Annotated in this window: 16 protein-coding genes and 2 pseudogenes; 8 read left to right on the top strand and 10 right to left on the bottom strand. The window is 68.2% G+C overall.

Features of this window, described 5'->3' with window-relative positions; translation table 11 throughout:
• Positions 1-282: 282 nt before the first annotated feature.
• The 3 genes and pseudogenes from ACTWPW_RS50665 to ACTWPW_RS50675 all read left to right on the top strand — a co-directional run.
• A pseudogene (locus ACTWPW_RS50665) lies at positions 283-564 on the top strand (SDR family NAD(P)-dependent oxidoreductase); the annotation flags it as partial.
• Positions 565-719: 155 nt separating this feature from the next.
• A complete protein-coding gene (locus ACTWPW_RS50670) occupies positions 720-1,367 on the top strand; it encodes a hypothetical protein (RefSeq protein WP_443173101.1) in 648 nt (215 codons plus the stop codon).
• A 58-nt stretch (positions 1,368-1,425) separates the two neighbouring features.
• Positions 1,426-2,265, top strand: a complete 840-nt coding sequence (locus ACTWPW_RS50675) for an LmeA family phospholipid-binding protein (protein ID WP_443173088.1) — start codon at positions 1,426-1,428, stop codon at positions 2,263-2,265.
• A 138-nt stretch (positions 2,266-2,403) separates the two neighbouring features.
• On the opposite strand, the gene ACTWPW_RS50680 is transcribed toward ACTWPW_RS50675, so the two are convergent.
• From ACTWPW_RS50680 to ACTWPW_RS50710, 7 genes and pseudogenes are all read right to left on the bottom strand, one after another.
• Complete coding sequence (locus ACTWPW_RS50680) at positions 2,404-3,327, bottom strand: alpha/beta fold hydrolase (protein WP_443173089.1); 924 nt, start codon at positions 3,325-3,327, stop codon at positions 2,404-2,406.
• A gap of 180 nt (positions 3,328-3,507) precedes the next feature.
• On the bottom strand, positions 3,508-4,275 hold the full coding sequence (locus tag ACTWPW_RS50685) for a maleylpyruvate isomerase family mycothiol-dependent enzyme (protein ID WP_443173090.1): 768 nt from the start codon (positions 4,273-4,275) through the stop codon (positions 3,508-3,510).
• A 493-nt stretch (positions 4,276-4,768) separates the two neighbouring features.
• Positions 4,769-5,431 (bottom strand): hypothetical protein, encoded by a 663-nt coding sequence (locus tag ACTWPW_RS50690; RefSeq protein WP_375118688.1) that lies wholly within the window; start codon positions 5,429-5,431, stop codon positions 4,769-4,771.
• A 32-nt stretch (positions 5,432-5,463) separates the two neighbouring features.
• The gene (locus ACTWPW_RS50695) at positions 5,464-6,543 is read right to left on the bottom strand and encodes a DNA polymerase III subunit beta family protein (RefSeq protein WP_443173091.1); all 1,080 of its coding nucleotides are present in this window, start codon (positions 6,541-6,543) and stop codon (positions 5,464-5,466) included.
• Positions 6,544-6,847: 304 nt separating this feature from the next.
• Positions 6,848-7,186 (bottom strand): hypothetical protein, encoded by a 339-nt coding sequence (locus ACTWPW_RS50700; protein ID WP_443173102.1) that lies wholly within the window; start codon positions 7,184-7,186, stop codon positions 6,848-6,850.
• A gap of 21 nt (positions 7,187-7,207) precedes the next feature.
• Positions 7,208-7,701, bottom strand: a pseudogene (locus tag ACTWPW_RS50705) (SDR family NAD(P)-dependent oxidoreductase); the annotation flags it as partial.
• Positions 7,702-8,267: 566 nt separating this feature from the next.
• The gene (locus ACTWPW_RS50710; protein WP_443173092.1) at positions 8,268-8,621 is read right to left on the bottom strand and encodes a winged helix-turn-helix transcriptional regulator; all 354 of its coding nucleotides are present in this window, start codon (positions 8,619-8,621) and stop codon (positions 8,268-8,270) included.
• A gap of 175 nt (positions 8,622-8,796) precedes the next feature.
• Here ACTWPW_RS50710 and ACTWPW_RS50715 point away from each other — a divergent pair, with 175 nt between their 5' ends.
• The gene (locus ACTWPW_RS50715) at positions 8,797-9,501 is read left to right on the top strand and encodes an SDR family oxidoreductase (protein WP_443173093.1); all 705 of its coding nucleotides are present in this window, start codon (positions 8,797-8,799) and stop codon (positions 9,499-9,501) included.
• Positions 9,502-9,884: 383 nt separating this feature from the next.
• Complete coding sequence (locus ACTWPW_RS50720) at positions 9,885-10,574, top strand: hemerythrin domain-containing protein (protein WP_443173094.1); 690 nt, start codon at positions 9,885-9,887, stop codon at positions 10,572-10,574.
• Between the two features lie 865 nt (positions 10,575-11,439).
• Here ACTWPW_RS50720 and ACTWPW_RS50725 read toward each other — a convergent pair.
• Entirely contained in the window at positions 11,440-12,069 is a 630-nt protein-coding gene (locus tag ACTWPW_RS50725) for a TetR/AcrR family transcriptional regulator (protein WP_443173095.1), read from the bottom strand.
• 167 nt (positions 12,070-12,236) lie between these two features.
• Between ACTWPW_RS50725 and ACTWPW_RS50730 the strand changes: the two genes are divergently transcribed.
• Both ACTWPW_RS50730 and ACTWPW_RS50735 read left to right on the top strand, forming a co-directional pair.
• Positions 12,237-13,277, top strand: coding sequence for an aldo/keto reductase (locus tag ACTWPW_RS50730; RefSeq protein ID WP_443173096.1), 1,041 nt, complete (start codon positions 12,237-12,239; stop codon positions 13,275-13,277).
• 36 nt (positions 13,278-13,313) lie between these two features.
• Entirely contained in the window at positions 13,314-13,646 is a 333-nt protein-coding gene (locus ACTWPW_RS50735; protein WP_443173097.1) for a hypothetical protein, read from the top strand.
• A gap of 56 nt (positions 13,647-13,702) precedes the next feature.
• On the opposite strand, the gene ACTWPW_RS50740 is transcribed toward ACTWPW_RS50735, so the two are convergent.
• Both ACTWPW_RS50740 and ACTWPW_RS50745 read right to left on the bottom strand, forming a co-directional pair.
• A complete protein-coding gene (locus ACTWPW_RS50740; RefSeq protein ID WP_443173098.1) occupies positions 13,703-14,224 on the bottom strand; it encodes an ANTAR domain-containing protein in 522 nt (173 codons plus the stop codon).
• A complete protein-coding gene (locus tag ACTWPW_RS50745) occupies positions 14,182-14,490 on the bottom strand; it encodes a hypothetical protein (RefSeq protein ID WP_443173099.1) in 309 nt (102 codons plus the stop codon). The genes ACTWPW_RS50740 and ACTWPW_RS50745 overlap by 43 nt, the downstream gene beginning before the upstream one ends.
• A 458-nt stretch (positions 14,491-14,948) precedes the next feature.
• Here ACTWPW_RS50745 and ACTWPW_RS50750 point away from each other — a divergent pair, with 458 nt between their 5' ends.
• Positions 14,949-15,782 carry a hypothetical protein gene (locus tag ACTWPW_RS50750; protein ID WP_443173100.1) on the top strand — a complete coding sequence of 278 codons (834 nt, stop codon included), beginning with the start codon at positions 14,949-14,951 and terminating at the stop codon, positions 15,780-15,782.
• Positions 15,783-16,003: the final 221 nt, after the last annotated feature.

Raw genomic sequence — 16,003 nt, forward strand, 5'->3', positions numbered from 1 at the left:
TCCCTCCCTCCCGCGAGAGCCGGGCCGGGGAGCGTCATATTAGTGACCTTCCCCGTAGGCATAGTAGGGAATCTAGCCCGGCCTACATCGGGGCCGCAAGGATCTCGGATGGGATTCCATGTATAGCAAGTAGTTAATGTTGAACTTCTTGTTCGTCCTCCTCGTACCGTCGAGGCATGAGCGAACTCGATCTGGCTGCGGGAGCCGCGGTGCTCGTCACGGGCGGCGTCCGGGATTGGCCGCGCCGCTGTGGACCTGCTGCTCGACCAGGGGGCCCGCATCGTGGCGGTCGATCTCGACGGCAACGCCCTAGCCGCGCTGCGCGACCTGGCGGGGGTGGTGACGCTGGCGGGGGACGTGGCGGAGGAGGCGGTCAACCAGGCCGCCGTGAAGCTGGCCGTTCAGACGTACGGGCGGCTGGACGGCGTCGTGCTCAACGCCGGGACCGGCGGCACGCTGCCGTGGGAGGACCCGCGCGCGGTCGCCGCGGCCGAGCGGATCTTCGCGGTCAACCTGCGCGGGCCGATGCTGGGCATCAGGGCCGCCGTCCCCGCCCTGCGGGAGGCCGGAGGTGGCGCCATCGTCGTGACCGCCTCCGTCGCCGGGCTGCGGGCCGTCGTCCGGAGCCGCGTGACGTCCTCGACCTCGCCAAGGGGGCCGCCGCGATCCGCGTGCGCTGGGCGGTCGGGCCGGAGTCCGCGGCGCGGTGGCGGGATGCGATGCGCGTCGTCGCGGTGGTCGGCCCCATCGTGTTGCTCACCTGCCAGCTTCAGTTCGGCATCGGCGGTGCGCCGCTCCTGCTCGGCATCCTGGTCATCTTTCTGGCCTGGACCGGTCGCCGCCGGCCCGCCGCGGTGGTCGCGTGGATCTGGGCGATCCTGTGCAGCGTCGGCATGGTCGCCGCGTCGATGTTGTCCACAGGCGTCTACGGATGGGGCTCCTTGGGCGCGACGGTGGCGACCAGCGGCATCGTCAGCTCTTTCGTGGTGGCGGCGGCGCTGACGGGGGTGTCGCAGCCGCGGCGAGGGCTGTCACTGGTGGGGCGCGGGCGAATCCTGGCCTGGTCCGGGGCGGCTCTGGCGGTGGTCGTCGTGACAGGGCAGTTGGGGAGTGCCCTGTGGGAGGCCGGAGTGCCGCCCGAACTGCTCCCGCTCGGGCTGAGTGCGGTGGTCTGCGGAGTGGCCGCACGGTCTGCGGTGGGGCGCCGGAGCGTGGTGGTGCTCTCGCCGGTCATGCTGGCGATGTTTCCCCAGCTCATGATGGTCGGGTTGTGGGGGGTCGGATTGTTGGGGCTGGGGTCGGCCGGGTTCCTGGTCGCCGCCTTCCGTTCCAGGTCGCTCGCGCAGCGGGCCGAGATCGACGGATGAGTGATGCCGGAACGGCGGCCGAGGACTTACGCGGCTGCCGACGCGTGCGGAGTGCCCCATGCGCAAGGTGATCGTTTTCCTGATGGCGCTCGTTGTCCTCCTCATCGTCGACCGGGCCGCCGTGGCGAGCGTCGAGCGTGACCTGGCGAACAGAATCGCCGCCGTTCCCAGCCTTTCCGGCACGTCGGCCGTGTCGATCGAGGGCATCCCGTTTCTCACGCAGGCCGTGTCGGGGCGCTATCCAGAGGTGCGGTTCGATCTCGGCACCTTCAGCTACGGCAGCGTGCAGGTCAGGAACGTGCGGGGCGCCGCGTATGACGTGACGGCGCCCCTGGCCGACGTCCTGCGGAACCAAGCCCGTGTCCAGGCCGGTCGCGTGAGCGTCAGCGGCACCCTGTCCAGGGCGACGATCGACGAGTTCGCGCCGAGTGGGGTGAAGATCGGCGGTAACGGGCGACGGCTCACGGCCTCGGGGGAGGTCACGATCGGGGCGAACAAGGTGCAGTTCAATGCCGAGCTGCGGGTTGAGGTGACCGACGGGAAGATCAGGCTCCAGGCCGAGAAGATTCATGGCGTGCCCTTGCCGGACCAGGTCGTACAGCTGATCTCCTATCCGATCCCGTTCAATCTGCCCTTCGATGTGAAGCTGACCGGGGTCAGGAGTCTGCCGGAAGGACTGGACCTCTTCGCCGAAGCATTTGACGTGCCGATTCGTGGACGAGCGATCCGCGGGAAACTCTCCAGATCGCGGCAGTGGGCTGGACCATGTCCGCCAGGTCGAGTCGGGAGGCGACTCGACACTGTTGGGTCGTGCGCCGCCTTGACCTGCTCGAACAGCCCGTACCGCTCATGGCGGTCCCCCCGTTCCTCGACCCCCCAGCTGCCGGGTTTGCGGTGAGCGGCGGCGTTGACGCTGGCCGGTAGCGCTCCAGGCGCCACATCGTGCATGCTGGAACCGGGCAGCAGGGTGGGATTGTTCGTGCTGTCCTCGGCCTGGTGGACAGGGAGCGCCGAAGCCTGCCGTCCCGGTGAGGTGTCAGGCGAAGAAGCGGGTCAGGTGCTCGATGACGAGCTCCGGCTGCTCCTCGGGGATGTAGTGGCCGCTGCCGGGCACGGGCACGACCTCGACGTCGGTGCCCTTGTCCGGCAGCACCGTTTGGAGGAGCAGGTGTCCTCCTTCTCCGCCGCCCAGGCCGAGCAGCGGGGCGGTGACCTTTCCGTACGTCTTCTCGTCGGCGATGTCCTGCCCGAAAGCCCGGTACCAGGCGTTGCCCGCGCGGACGGCGTCCGGGGTGGAGTAGGCGTGGGCGTAGATGTCGCGGTCGCGGTCGCCGATGGAGGAGGGATCTTCGACCAGGTAGTCGCACATCCAGTCGATCAGGTCTCGGGAACGGTCGGCGAGCAGGCGTTCCGGCAGGCCGGGCACCTGGTTGAACGCGAACCACCACAGGAACCGGCCGGGGCCTGCGTGGATGTCGCCGTCCACCTGCTGGCGCCCGGGGCGGGGGAGCAGCGAGTAGGCGTAGAAGCGCTCGTCGGGGTGGGCGATGTCCAGCAGCGCGACGCGCCGGACGTGGGCCGGGTGGTTGGCGGCGAAGGCGTAGGCGACCATGCCGCCGATGTCGTGGCCGGCGATGTCCACCCGGTCGTATCCCAGGAGGCGGACGAGTTCGAGGATGTCGGCGGCCATCGTCTTCTTGTCGTAGCCGTGGGCGGGCTTGTCCGAGCCGCCCATGCCGCGCAGGTCGACGGCGATCACGCGGTGGCGTTCGGCGAGCGACGGCATGATCTTGTGGAACTCCCACCACGTCTGCGGCCATCCGCCCAGCAGGACCAGGGGCCCGCCCTGTCCGCCCGTCACGTAGTGGAGCCGTGTTCCGTTGACCTCGGCGTGCCTGCTGACGAATCCGCCGTGAAGAGAGCGCGCCAGCTCCGCGTCGGACAGTGCTTCACTCATCATGATGTCTCCTTCGGTGTTGTGCCGCGTGATGCGTTGCCTGACGGCCAGGCGGCAGTGCGGGGATGGGTCAGCGTTGCGGACCGTGGGGTCGCGCGTTCGGGGGTGGCGTTGAACGGCTCGGCCGCCTTGTCGGCGCCGACGCGCACGGCGTTCATCGAATGCCTCGGACAGACATCGATCTCATAGCGCAGTGGCGGCCAGCCATGAAGTGAGCAGGTCGCCGTTCCCGGTCACGAGGAAGCGATCGGCGTCGCCGGGCTTCAGGCGCCCGTAGATCAGCAGCAGGAGATCGCCCGACGACCCGTGCGCGGCGACCGTCGCGGGAGCATCATCGTGACCGGTTTCCCAGGTGCAGCCGTTCCCGAGCGTGATCAGCCAGCTGTCGTCGGTGTCGGTGGAGGAGAACCGCAGCCTCTCGCCGTCGCGATCCAGCCGGCTCACGCGTTCGGCGACCCACGAGTAGTACGGCAGGTTCTCAAGGAACTCGTCGAATCCGTCGGCGGCGATGCCGGGGGCGATATGCGGAGTGCGGTCCAGAGCGAGCTCGGCGTCGGCGAGATGGACGACTGCCTCATACAGCAGGCGACGCGGGAAGAACCGCACATGCTGGTCGGCTCCGTGGGTCCAGGTCGGGGTATCGGGGTCGGCGCCGCGAAGCGTGCGCAGCGACAGCTCGACACTGCGCGCCAGCCAGGCCGGGTAGGCCGCCGTGTCGGCAGGCAGGTCGAGCGGTACGTCCCGGGACCAGACGCGCTCGGTCGCGCGACGGCGTACCAGGTGCTCCATCCATCGGTGGGTGGTGCCGTGATGCTTGATCAGGTCAGCGAGCGTCCAGCCGGGACAGGTGGGCAGCGGCGTGTCCGGATCGGCGCCCGCCACCAATTCGACGAAGCGCGTGTCCACGGCTTCGACCGCATCGCAGTACTGCTCAAAAGTCAGACGAGTCACGAGGGCAGAGGACACCTTTCCTAGTTGCCGGCCTGGATCCCGACACCGGTGAAGCGGCTTGTCGCAGGGTCCGTCGCCGGTTTCACATCCATGGCAGCCAGCGAGGCTACTCGTTTACACGGTCGTCAAGGTCAAGCACCCCGGGCGTCATCCACGGACAGTGCGACTCTTCGGTACGCCGGGTCTCGGCCCGGCCTGGTGCTCGGCGCGGCCGCATCACGATCGCAGGAGCCGGAGAGCCCGCTTGGCGATCTTGATTGCGTTGCTCATGCTGTCGCCGAACCCATGACCTTCGCCGTTGACGCCGGCAGCCCACGTCAAGCTGCGTCCACGGCGGGAAGGAGCACGACCGTCCCCGCCGGACCCGCGACTGCCGGAAGCCGGCCCCTGAGGCAGTCTCACTGGCCGAGCGTCGCCTTGACGCCGGCGTCAGGGGCCACCTCGCCTGGCTGGAACGCTGGGCCGGTTTGACGGCTGTCGCGGCCGGGGCCCCTCAGGCGACCGTGACCACGCTGGTCAACGAACTGATGGCCTCGCTGAGGGTGTCTTGTTCGTCTTCCGGCAACCAACGGGCGGCATGAACCATGTGCAAGGCCGTAGTGAGCCGTACTCGGTCATCCTCTGTCCCGAGATCTGCGAGATACGCCGGCAGCACCAGCCCCAAGGCCTTGAAGTCGCCGCGTTCGCAGAACTTCGTGAACAGCGCTGCCAAGAGAGCGTCGGCTTCCCGGGGCCGCCGCGCGCCGGTGGAGCGTAGTCCCTCGGCGATCGCTACTCGGGTCCAGTCGGCGTACTGTCCCGGCGGAACGTCGTCTATGTGGGCGGTTGCCCGTTCGAAGTGTTCGCGTGCCCTGTCGGGCTCGCCGAGATCTCCGTACGCTTTGGCGATGTTCACGTGCAGGGAGGCGTAAAAGCCCCTGACTCGGTCGTCGGCAACGAGATCCGCGCGGTTCAGGCACTCCTGATTCCAGTGCAGCGTCTGCTGGGGCGTGGACTGGTGCCGCGCGAGGTAGTGGGCGGCGATACACGCCTCGTAGTCGTCGCCGGCGATCTCCCACGCCTGCTGGAAGAAGCCCTTGGCATCGATGTCCCGGCCTTCGGCCTCGGCCTGCATGCCCTGGGTGCACAGCCTGACGACGGGGTTGTCGGGGTCCATGGTCTCGCTTTCTCGGATGGGTAGGTGAAGCGTCATGCGTCAGCCGGGTCGTCGCGGACCGGCATGACCAAGGTGGTGAAGCTGCCCTGGTCAGCGGAGCGGACGACCACGGGCTGGGTCGGCGACGAGATCTCCAGCAGAACATCGGGGCCGACGCCCGCATCGAGCGCCAGAAGAAGGACTCCAGGGTCGAAGGCGATGCGTACAGGCGGCCCTGTGCAGATGGCGGCCGGCGCGGAGGTGGCCGCACCGCGGGAGTGGAGAGTCAAGTGCTGCTCGTCGGCATGCAGGATGAGCGGCCCGTCGTGTCCGGCGGCGACGATCGCCTGCCGAAGAGCGGCCCGGTCCGCGATGACCCGGTGCCGAGCGATCGGCAGGTTGTCGAGGATCATCCGGCAGTCCGGGAACGTCCCGTCGACGGTTGGAAAATCACGGGAAACACCGGCACCGTGGAGCCGCACTCCTTGCTGGTTCACCTCGATCCTGATATCCGACAGGTGCATGGCCTGGGACGCGATCTTCTTCATCTCCGAAACGTCGACCAGGAAGCGACCCGGATGGCCCTCGATGGAGGAGGGCCGCAGCGCACGGACCGCCAACCGGTAGCGATCCGTGGCAACAAACCGCACCTCCTGGCATTCCACTTCGATCAGGACACAACCGAGTACCGGGGATGCCTCCAGCGTCGAAGCGGACGCCGCTGCCGGGGCGACCTGGCGTACGGCGCTGGCCAGCTCTGCTCCGCCGAGTTGTATGGTGCCCTGCTGCGTACCGCCCGGCAGATCACGCAGGATCTCCTCGATGGCCGACTGGGCCGATGCCGCGCTCTCTCGAGCCCTTCTGGCGTGTCCTTCCAGAATGGCGAGGGCTTCCTCGCGGGTACCGTCGAGCACCACTGAAGCGTCAGTGAGTGGCATCCCGGCTTCGCGTAGCCGCCGCACCAGGACCGCGCGGGCCTCCTGGTTCGGGGAGTAGTAGCGGTAGCCGGTCACGTCATCCACGTGGTCAGGACGCAGAACGCCGCAGTCGTCGTAGAACCGCAGAGCGCTCGGAGCCAGCCCTACCCGGCTCGCGAAGACGCCGATGCTCATCCACGCGTCAGTGTCATCCATGCATGCGATTGTCTGCCTTCAAGTAGCTTGAAGGTCAAAGCGGGACCTCGTGCTCTTCCTCAGCCGGCGGGATGGGGGAGCGGGAGCGGAACAGCGTGCCCGGCCTGGCGTTCTATGATGCCTGGCCGCGCCGGGGCGTCCATCAGACGCGTCCAGATCTCCGTCAGGCCGTTGCCTACATGCGGGTCGTCCTTCTAGCGGCGGATATGGAGGACGTGTTTCGTGTCGTCGCCGCAGTGCGCCCTCCCGGCCAGCAGGAGATGGGAAGTGGCGGGAAAACGACTGGTCGTGAAGTCGGCACAGCCTAGACGGGCCGGACCGAGGCGGGCGCGTCGGCGAAGTCGGCGGCCTGGGCGGCCTCGGCCCAGCGGGCGGTCTCGGCCAGGCCGCGCCGGTAGACGCCGGAGATGCGCTCGACCGCCTCGCGCCCGAGTGGCAGCCGCAGCGGCACCTCCTCGCCGTGCACGAGCGAGACGATGATCTCGGCCGCCCGCGCCGGGTCGCCTTCCTGGCGGCCGTCGGTGCCGGCCATGTCGGCGCGCACGGCGGCCAGCACCTGGCGGTAGGTCTCCGACGGCTCGGCGAACTCCAGCACGTCGGCGCCGTTGAAGCCAGTGCGGGACCGGCTCGGCTCGACGATCATCACGCGGACGCCGAACGGTGCGACCTCTCCGGCCAGCGCCTCCGACCAGCCTTCGAGGGCGAACTTCGACGCCGAGTAGGCCGACACGCCGGGAAGGACATGCGCCCGCCCTGGCTGCTCATCTGCACGATGGTGCCGGAGCCGCGGGTGCGCATGCCGGGCAGCACCGCCCGCACGAGGGCGGCGGGGCCGAACGGGTGCAGGTCCATCAGCTCGCGCAACTGCTCGTCGCCGACCTCTTCGACCGCTCCGACCACGGCCCGTCCTGCGTTGTTGACCAGCACGTCGACCTGGCCGAACCGGTTGATCGCGGCCTGCACGGGGGCGGGCGCCGCGGCGACGTCGCGGGCTTCGAAGGGGAGGGGCAGGAAGGCGCCGGGGTGCGCGTCCGCCAGGTCGGCGACGCTGCCGGGGGTGCGCACCGCCGAAGATCTGCGATTTCTGCGCGGATCAGCGGGGCGGGGCTCGCTGCGTCGTAGGTGGTCGTCCGTCTCGTCTTCTGTATGGATAGTCACTTTCCATTTGAAAGTGTCCAGTTGAAGCTAGCTCAGGCCTCCACCTGATTACAAGTCGCTATCCATCGGTAAGCGAGCGGGTCTCCGCCTCTCCCGCCTGTGACGCGGACGTCCACGAACCTCGCGGGTGCGGCACCGGCAGACGGCTGGAAGAGCCGCGCCAACCCTCAAACCAGACGGCTCAGGGCCGGTCGAAGTGTTTCGGGCGGCGGTCAGCGCACAATGGGTCAAGCCGGGGCACTCAGGCAGGGTCCGCCTTCTGTCAGGGAGCGGAAACGGACGCTGTGTTCGCGGCCACGTATGAGCGCCCCATCGTAGCTGTGGAGCAACCTCTGGCGTGCTGGGTCTTCGGTCAGGATGGGGCGGCAGGCGCCCCCGTGCCCAACCCGCCATGCCAGACGCTTTCCTGCCCGACAGGCTGAACACGGTGAACAGGAGTCCGGAGGGGGCTGGGAGAGCCCTGCACTTCGTCGGTGGGGAACTTCAAGCCGATGCCGGCGGCCCGCAGGTGCCAGAGCGGCGCGTTGCCGCGCTCGCACCTCTCGGCGGCCGTGGCATGCGTGCTGTTACTCGCCGGCCTTGACCGTGGTCGATTCCTCCTCGGCGGGCAGCCAGGTCTCGGCCCAGGCGGAGATCTCCTGGACGGCCGCCTCCAGAGCGCGGCCTTTTTCCGTGAGCCGGTACTCGATGGTCACCGGGGTGGTGGGGATGACGATGCGTTCGACGACGCCTTCGCTCTCGAAGCGCTTGAGCCGTTCTGACAGCAGCTTGTCGGTGATGTCGGGGATGGCGTCGCTGATCTGCCGGAAGTGGGTGGCTCCCCGCAGGAGTTCGCGCAGGATCACCCCTGCCCACCGGCGGCCGATCATCTCAACCGTCTTGTGGTAGCGGGGGCAGAAATCAGGCTCGTACGTGGACACGCCAACAGCTTACCAATGGATAGCGACTTGCGTGAGGGCAGAAGGTCCGCTAACTTCATACCGCAAGTCGATATCTAAAGGAAAGCTACTATGGATGGAGACGCGAGGTGCTCGTGTCCACCACCCTGCCCAGGACGCCACTCTCGTCCTCGGCCCAGTTACTGACGAGGAATCCATGGCAAAGAACCTTCTGATCATTGGTGGTACGGCTGGCATCGGCCGCGAGCTGGCGGCCGAGTATGCGTCTCGCCGGGCTTCGGTGGTGATCGCTGGACGGGACGCCGCACGCGCCGAGAAGGTCGCCCATGAGCTTTCTGGCGTGGCCGGTGGCGGCCAAGTGCGCGGTATCGCCGTCGATCTGTCGGCGCCCGTGGGCATCGCGCAGGCCCTGAGCGGTATCGAGACCGTCGACGCGGTAGTGCTGGCCGGGATGAAGCGGGACGCCAACACGGTCACCGATTACAACATAGCCGGGGCAACCGAACTGGCGGTGACGAAGGTCGTGGGGTACACGGAGGTGGTTCACGCGCTGGGTTCGAGGATTTCCCGCACCGGTTCGGTGCTGCTCTTCGGCGGCTTCGCCAAGGACGTCCCCTACCCGGGCTCCACCACCGTCACGACTGTGAATGCCGCGGTGGCAGGACTGGTGACCACGCTCGCTGCGGAACTGGCTCCGGTCCGGGTGAACTCCGTCCACCCGGGTGCGGTAGGCGACAGCCCGTACTGGGCGGGAAAGACCGAGATCCTGGAAGGGGCTCGGCAGCGGACGCTCACCGGGGTGCTGCCGACCATGCGGGACATTGTGGGGGGCTGTGTTTTCCTGTTGGAGAACCCAGCCGTGACCGGCGTGAACCTGAATATCGACGCCGGCAGGAGGTAGGGCGGCCGCCCCGACGCCGCCACCAACCGGCGTCAGCCGCATGAGCGTCGGACGCCCCGCGCCGTACGTCCGACGAACTGTGCAACCTGCCGCGACGTGCCGACGGCTGCGTCGGCCCGGGCCGCTCCGTTCGGGCGTCGGCGCCGCCGTCGACCGGGACAATGGCGCCGGTCACGTATGAGGCGCGGTCGCTGAGCAGCCACACGGCCACGGCTGACCAGGCGCTTGCGCTTGACGCGGACCTTCTGGATGTCGTTCTGCGTCAGCGGCAGATCCACGGCCACGCCAGGTCGCGGGCGCGCAGGGAGCCGCCGGTCTCGCCGAAGACGGCGAGAATCCGCTTGTAGGCGCGTCAAGTTTTCAACATTCCAGGGGAGTAATAAATGATCGAGAGTGCGCCTGGCGCGAAGACGCGCGAGATGCTCATGGTGCATGACGCGTTCAGGCGAGAGTTCGGGCCGCTCGCCGAACTGGCCCGAGGGGTGGCCGACGGGGACCGGGAGCGAGTCGAACTCATCGCCGGCCACGTCGAACTGATCAGCTTCATGCTGCACCACCATCACCAAGGTGAGGACGCGAGCATCTGGCCGAGGCTGCTGGAACGATGCCCGGAGGAGATCCCGTCGGTCCACCTGATGGAGGAGCAGCACGAGCGGCTCGCCGCAGCCATCACCGAACTCGAGGCGGCGCTGGTGGCCTGGCGCGGCACCGGCGAGGCCGCGGTGGGTACGGCCTTGGCCGAGATCCTCGACCGGATGGTCCCGGCGGTGCTCGAGCACCTCGACGCCGAGGAGCGGCAGGTCCTTCCGCTGGTCGAGAAGTACATCACCGCGGCCGAGTGGTACGAGATGACCGCGAGAAACGTAGAGACCATGCCGCAGGACAAGGCGCTGGTGATCCTGGGCATGCTGACCCACGAGGGCTCCCCGCAGACCGTTCAGGAGGCCGCCGGCACGCTGCCGCCGGACGAGCGCGACTCCATCATGGAGGCGGCGCCTAAGGCGTACGCGGCCTACACCGAGCAGGTGTACGGCACGCCGAACGTGCCGCACGGCGACATCCTCAACGGGTGACGCCGGCGTTCGGCTCCAGATCGACACGTGCACCGAGGGACGGAAGCGGCTGCGGGGGATGCCGTCGTCGGGTGTGCGCATGACCGGGGTGGCCGCCGCGGTCGTGAGTGTGACTTGGATCATTTGACGTCGTGATAGGTCGTCGACAAATCTGGGAAGTCGCCTCCAGGTCGGACATCCCAGATTGTGCATCGCAGAGTCTCGGGAGAACCTTTGAATCCACTTCCGAGATTGCGATGGCTGGAATCTGGAGGCCTTCTATCGGCGCCAAGGCTTTGAGGTGCTTCAGGCTGGAGCGCCGGCCGGACATGTGGATGGGCCTTCGGCGTCCACCCCACAGTCGGCCCGGCGCGGTGCTGTCAGTCGTCAGCTGCGATGATCAGAGTCAGGTTTCTGCTAGCCCGGTCCACGACGATGAGTTCATGGAATTCGGTGTGGACGCCACCCCAGTCGTGGAACTCAGACCGGCCAAGCCCCTTTGAGGCGATATCGGCTCGTGGCCGCCCGGATGAGCGCATAGACCTCGTGGTTCAAGACCTCTTCCGACTGTTGGGGCAGACCTCCATACTGGCTGGCCCAGTTTTCTCAGGACATCGATCGCCGCGTACTTCTCCACCTTGGTCATCCGCGCCATCAGCGCCCCCTTGCGACGCCAAGCGCATCGAGCGTCCCACCGCCACGCCGAACCGTCACCATCCGGCTACACAGTGGCACCCAAAGTCATGCGCAACCGGCACCGGAACTCACGCGTAGACCCAGTTTGTGGAGGATCCCGCCAAGCCGGTCTCGTCGGCGTACGTTGAGTGACGGTTTGGGCGGAATGGTGATGGGAGCGGGGCGTCCGACTAACCTGCGCCAGAAGCGGTTACTTACTGGAGCCTGCCGGGCGGCGGTAGACGCCGTACCACCAGGTCAGTGCCATCTCGCGGGCGAACGCGGCGTCGCTGCCGGGATCTCCGGTGGTGACGTGGTCGACGAGGGCCCGTTCGCCGCCCATGACGATCACTCGGGTGGCGCTCGCCGGGTCGAGGTCGGCGGGGGTGCGGCCCGCGTCCTGTTCGGCGCGGAGTAGCGTGATCGTCCAGTTCGTGAACTGGTTGAGTTCCGCGTTCCAGAAGTCACGCACGGTCGCGTCGTAGGTGGCGACCTCGGCGAGCGCCCGGCGTACGGCGGCGTGCTTCCGATAGACCTTCACCACTTGCAGGAAGGCGTCCTCAAGACGTTCGACACCGTCCGATGGTTTCCAGGCCGAGGTGACGTCGAAGGATGAGCTCATGAGTTCGGTGGCCAGCCGCATGAGCAGGTCGATCTTGTCGCGGAAGTGGCTGTAGAAGGTCGAGCGGGCGACGCCGGCCTCGGTGGAGATCTGCTGCACACCGAGCTCGGTGAAGTTCGCGCCGTTGATCAGGAGACGCTGCGTCGCAGCCAGGATGTCCGCCTCGGCCGAGGTGGGGCGGCCGACATTCGCGGTGCGTCGTCGAGTGATCGAAGGCATGTCCTGATCCTACGGTTGTCGTCCGGCGGCGAACGTCGCACTACGCACCGCCCGGACATCGTGTAGGGTAATTTTCGGACACAATGTCCGGACGTAGTGATCGGAAAAGCGAGAGACGCCCGGTCGCCTGCCGGTGGACCGGACGGATCTGCAGTAAGGGACAACTGGTGAAATATCGTTTGTTGGGACGTACCGGGGTCTGGGTCTCAGAGGTCTCCCTGGGCGCGATGACGTTCGGCGGCAAGGAGCACCCGGTGTACCGCACCCATGGGGCCCTCGGGCAGGAGGACGTGGACCGGATCGTCGGCACGGCCCTCGACGCCGGGATCAACTTCATCGACACCGCCGACGTCTACGCCGACGGCGAGAGCGAGGAACTGCTCGGCCGGGCGATCGGGCAGCGCCGGCGGGACGTGCTGCTCGCCACCAAGCTGATCGCTCCGGTCGGGCCGGGGCCCAACGACCAGGGGCTTTCCCGTCTGCACGTGATGCGGGCCCTGGAGGACAGCCTGCGCCGGCTGGGGACCGATTACATCGATCTCTACCAGATCCACAACTACGACCACGTGACGCCGATCGAGGAGACGCTGAGCGCGCTCGACGACGCGGTACGACAGGGCAAGGTCCGCTACATCGGCTGCTCCAACCTGGCCGCCTGGCAGATCAGCAAGGCGTTGGGCATCTCCGCACTGCACAACCACGCGCAGTTCGTCGCCAATCAGGCGTGCTACTCGCTGCTGTCGCGCGACGCCGAGCGTGACCTGGTGCCCTTGGCCGAGGACGCGGGGCTGAGCCTGACGGTGTGGCAACCACTTGCCGGCGGGTTCCTCACGGGCAAGTTCGACCGCGGCGGGGTGACCACCGACCCGGAATCCCGCCGAGCCCGGAACGGCTTCGACTTCGTACCGTTCGACGAGGAGAAGGGGTTCAGGGTGCTCGATGTGCTGCGGACGGTCGCCGCGCGGCACGAGGTGAGCCCCGCTCGGGTCGCGATCGCCTGGCTGCTCGCCCAGCGCGCCGTCACCAGCGTCATCGTCGGCGCACGCAAGCTGGAGCAGCTCACCGACAACATCGCCGCCGTCGACCTGGCCCTCACCGAGCCGGATCTGGCCGAACTCGACGAGGTCAGCCGGCCACCGGTCGCCTACCCGAACTGGATCCAGGAGTGGTTCGCCCCCGCCCGGATCCCGGCCGGCAACCTGGCCTGATACGGCGCATTCGCGGCGAGCAACACGGTAATCCTGGTGCTGGCCGATGAGCTGGTCGCGGGCACGATCAACAAGACGCTGGCCAAGCCGGACCTGGAGCTGGGCGTGGAGACCTTGGCGGGAGCGCTGGCCCGGCAGGCGAACCCGTTCCCGGACGCGTCGCCGGTGCAGGTCCGCCACCCGCTGACGGCCGGCGACACCGATGAGGCGTCGTGGCCGTGGCTGCCGGGGCTGGTGGTGGGCATGGTCGCGCCGGGCGAGTGGGACATCGTGGTGACCGATGACCGCCTGGTGGAGGGGCTGGACGCCGATGGCCATCCGGTCCATCCGGTTTGCCGCCGTGCCGCTGAGGCGATCCTCTTGGGGTAGGGGCATGCGCGCCTCGCGGTGCCGCCCTCCTTTCCGAGACGTCGCTGGCGCAGTAGTCAAGCAGATGCCCCCATGATCACTTCTGTCGTCGCGAGGTCGTTTCGTGGTGGGTTGGTGGCGCGCCGGTTGATGGTCACCCGCAGCAGGAGGCGCGCCTCACGCCTCCGGGTCGATGAACGGGGCGGTGATGACCGGGCCGCCGGTGATGGCCTCGACGATGTCGGTGGCGATGTCGAAGACCGGCGGTTGCGGTTTTGGGAGGTGCGCCGCAGGATTTCGAACGCCTGCCGGGAGGTGCGGTGCTGCTGGCCCATGATGATGCCCATCGCTTCGTGGATGACCTCGCGGTGGGCCAGCGCCTGGCGGAGCTGGTCGGTGAGGGTGGCCTGGTGGGCGGAGCGAAGCACGGCGTGCAGCAGCAGCCCGGTGTGGCGGGCGGTGACGTCGATGGCGTGCCGGACGGGCGGGGTGAAGGCGTGGTGGCCGGTGCGCGGGGAGTACAGGTTCAGCGCGGCGATGGCCTGCTCGCGGGCGATCAGCGGGTGGGAGTAGACGCTGCGTACGCCATGGGCGAGCATCTGGGCGGTGTAGGTGCCCCATCGGTGTCGATCATGAGGGCGTGCGCGTCGGAGGAGGCGACCGTCATCACGTGCTCGGCGTGCCGGAGCGTCCCCCCGGCCATCGGCGCGTCCGGCGTGATTCCGGCGGCGATGCCGGCCAGCTCGCCCAGCGCGCGTTCGACATCGCTGGTGGCCAGCAGGATCTCGGTCAGCTCGGTCAGCTCGGAAAGGTCGGGAGGCACGATCGTGCGGGCGGGGGAATCTTCGTGGTCGGGACCGGACATGAGGCGGCGCCTTCCCAGGGGAGGAAGATCACGGGGTCGGACACCGGGTTTGCGCCGGCGTCCGTCGTCGGTGTCACGCAGGCCCGCCTGCGGGGTCCCGGCAGGTCACACCCGGCGCCGCGCCACTTCCAGACGCCGCAGCCTCGACAGGAGGAGGGCGAGATCCGGCTCGGGCGCTTCTCCTTGATCAGCTTGACGTGCGCTTCCCCAGGTTGCCGGATGGAGATACCGCCAGCGTAGACCGCACGTTGTGGGTTGCGGTCTTGTTCACTTCGCCGGCACTGTCCATCGAGGGCTGGGACCCGGGCCGATCACGTCGCGGCCTGCTGATCGTGGTCGCGCAGCATGCGCATGACCGTGGCCGCAGAGGGGTGACGTCCCTTCTTCTTGCCGCTGGTGATGACGAGCCGGGCGGCGATGTCGCGCAGGCTGGGTCCTGGCCGCGCAGGTGCAGGGCCATGGACAGCATGTTCTCGTCGGTGACGGCGGCGCCGCCGATGGCCTTGCCGCGGGCGCGGGCGGATTCGTGGCCTTCCAGGTGCGGTCGCGGATGTATTCGCGTTCCATCCCGGACAGGGCCGCGAGGGCTGTCCTGCGGCCACCCCAGCCGCGAGGCTGCCGAGCAGGCCCAGGTCCGCGAGTCCGCCACCGACCCCGACGGCTACGACCGGCAGGCCGTGATGGCTCGCGCGGAACAGCAGGCCGAACAGGCCCAGCGGCAGGCAGAGCGGGAAGCCGAGGAGGAGCGCCGCGAGGCCGAGCGGCGATGCGAGCGCCTCGGTGATGACGAGCCGGGTCCCGTCGTCTGGGCGCTGCCCGTGTTCTTCGCCCTGTACGCCGACGCCGACGAGGTGGAGGCGGTCGCCAACTGGCTGGAGGCCAACGGCCTTGAAGACGTCAGCGGACGGCACGAGGTCCGCGTGGAGCAGCGCGCCACCCGCCGCGCGGCCGTCTACGAGGCCCCCGTCTGGGTCTGGAACGGCCGCAGCTCAACGACCACCGAGACACACGTCGTCACGATCGTGACCGACCCGCCGCCCATCACCGCCCCCGACCGGCCGGATCTCCACGAGGTGTTCGCCGAGCACTGGCCGGCCCGATTCCCCCTGGTCGACTTCGGCCTTGGCATCGCCTGCGCCAAATGCACCAGGGATGCGAAGGTCACCATCTCCGACCAGATGGTTCCCTGGCCGTACGCGGTGGTCGAGAAGGCCATCGCCAACGGCCCCGCAGCAGAGCCGACGCCAATCGAACCGCTGCACCAGAGGATGGCGTCGGCACCCTGTCCATGATCACGGCATCGACCGGTACCGCCAACCGGAAGGACAGAACCTCATGAGCGACAACGACTACTTCGCGCAGCGCACCGGGGACTGTAAAACTAACGGCTCTGGCCCGTAATCGGTGGTGGCACTGAGTGATCCCTGCCAGGCTGGGCCGTGCTGAAGATCGACGATCTTGCGGGTGTGGTATTTGCGGGGCTGTCTGCCCTGGTCATCGAGGCAGTAGAGGA

It is taken from the genome of Nonomuraea sp. KM90, assembly GCF_052246675.1.
Lineage (GTDB): Bacteria > Actinomycetota > Actinomycetes > Streptosporangiales > Streptosporangiaceae > Nonomuraea.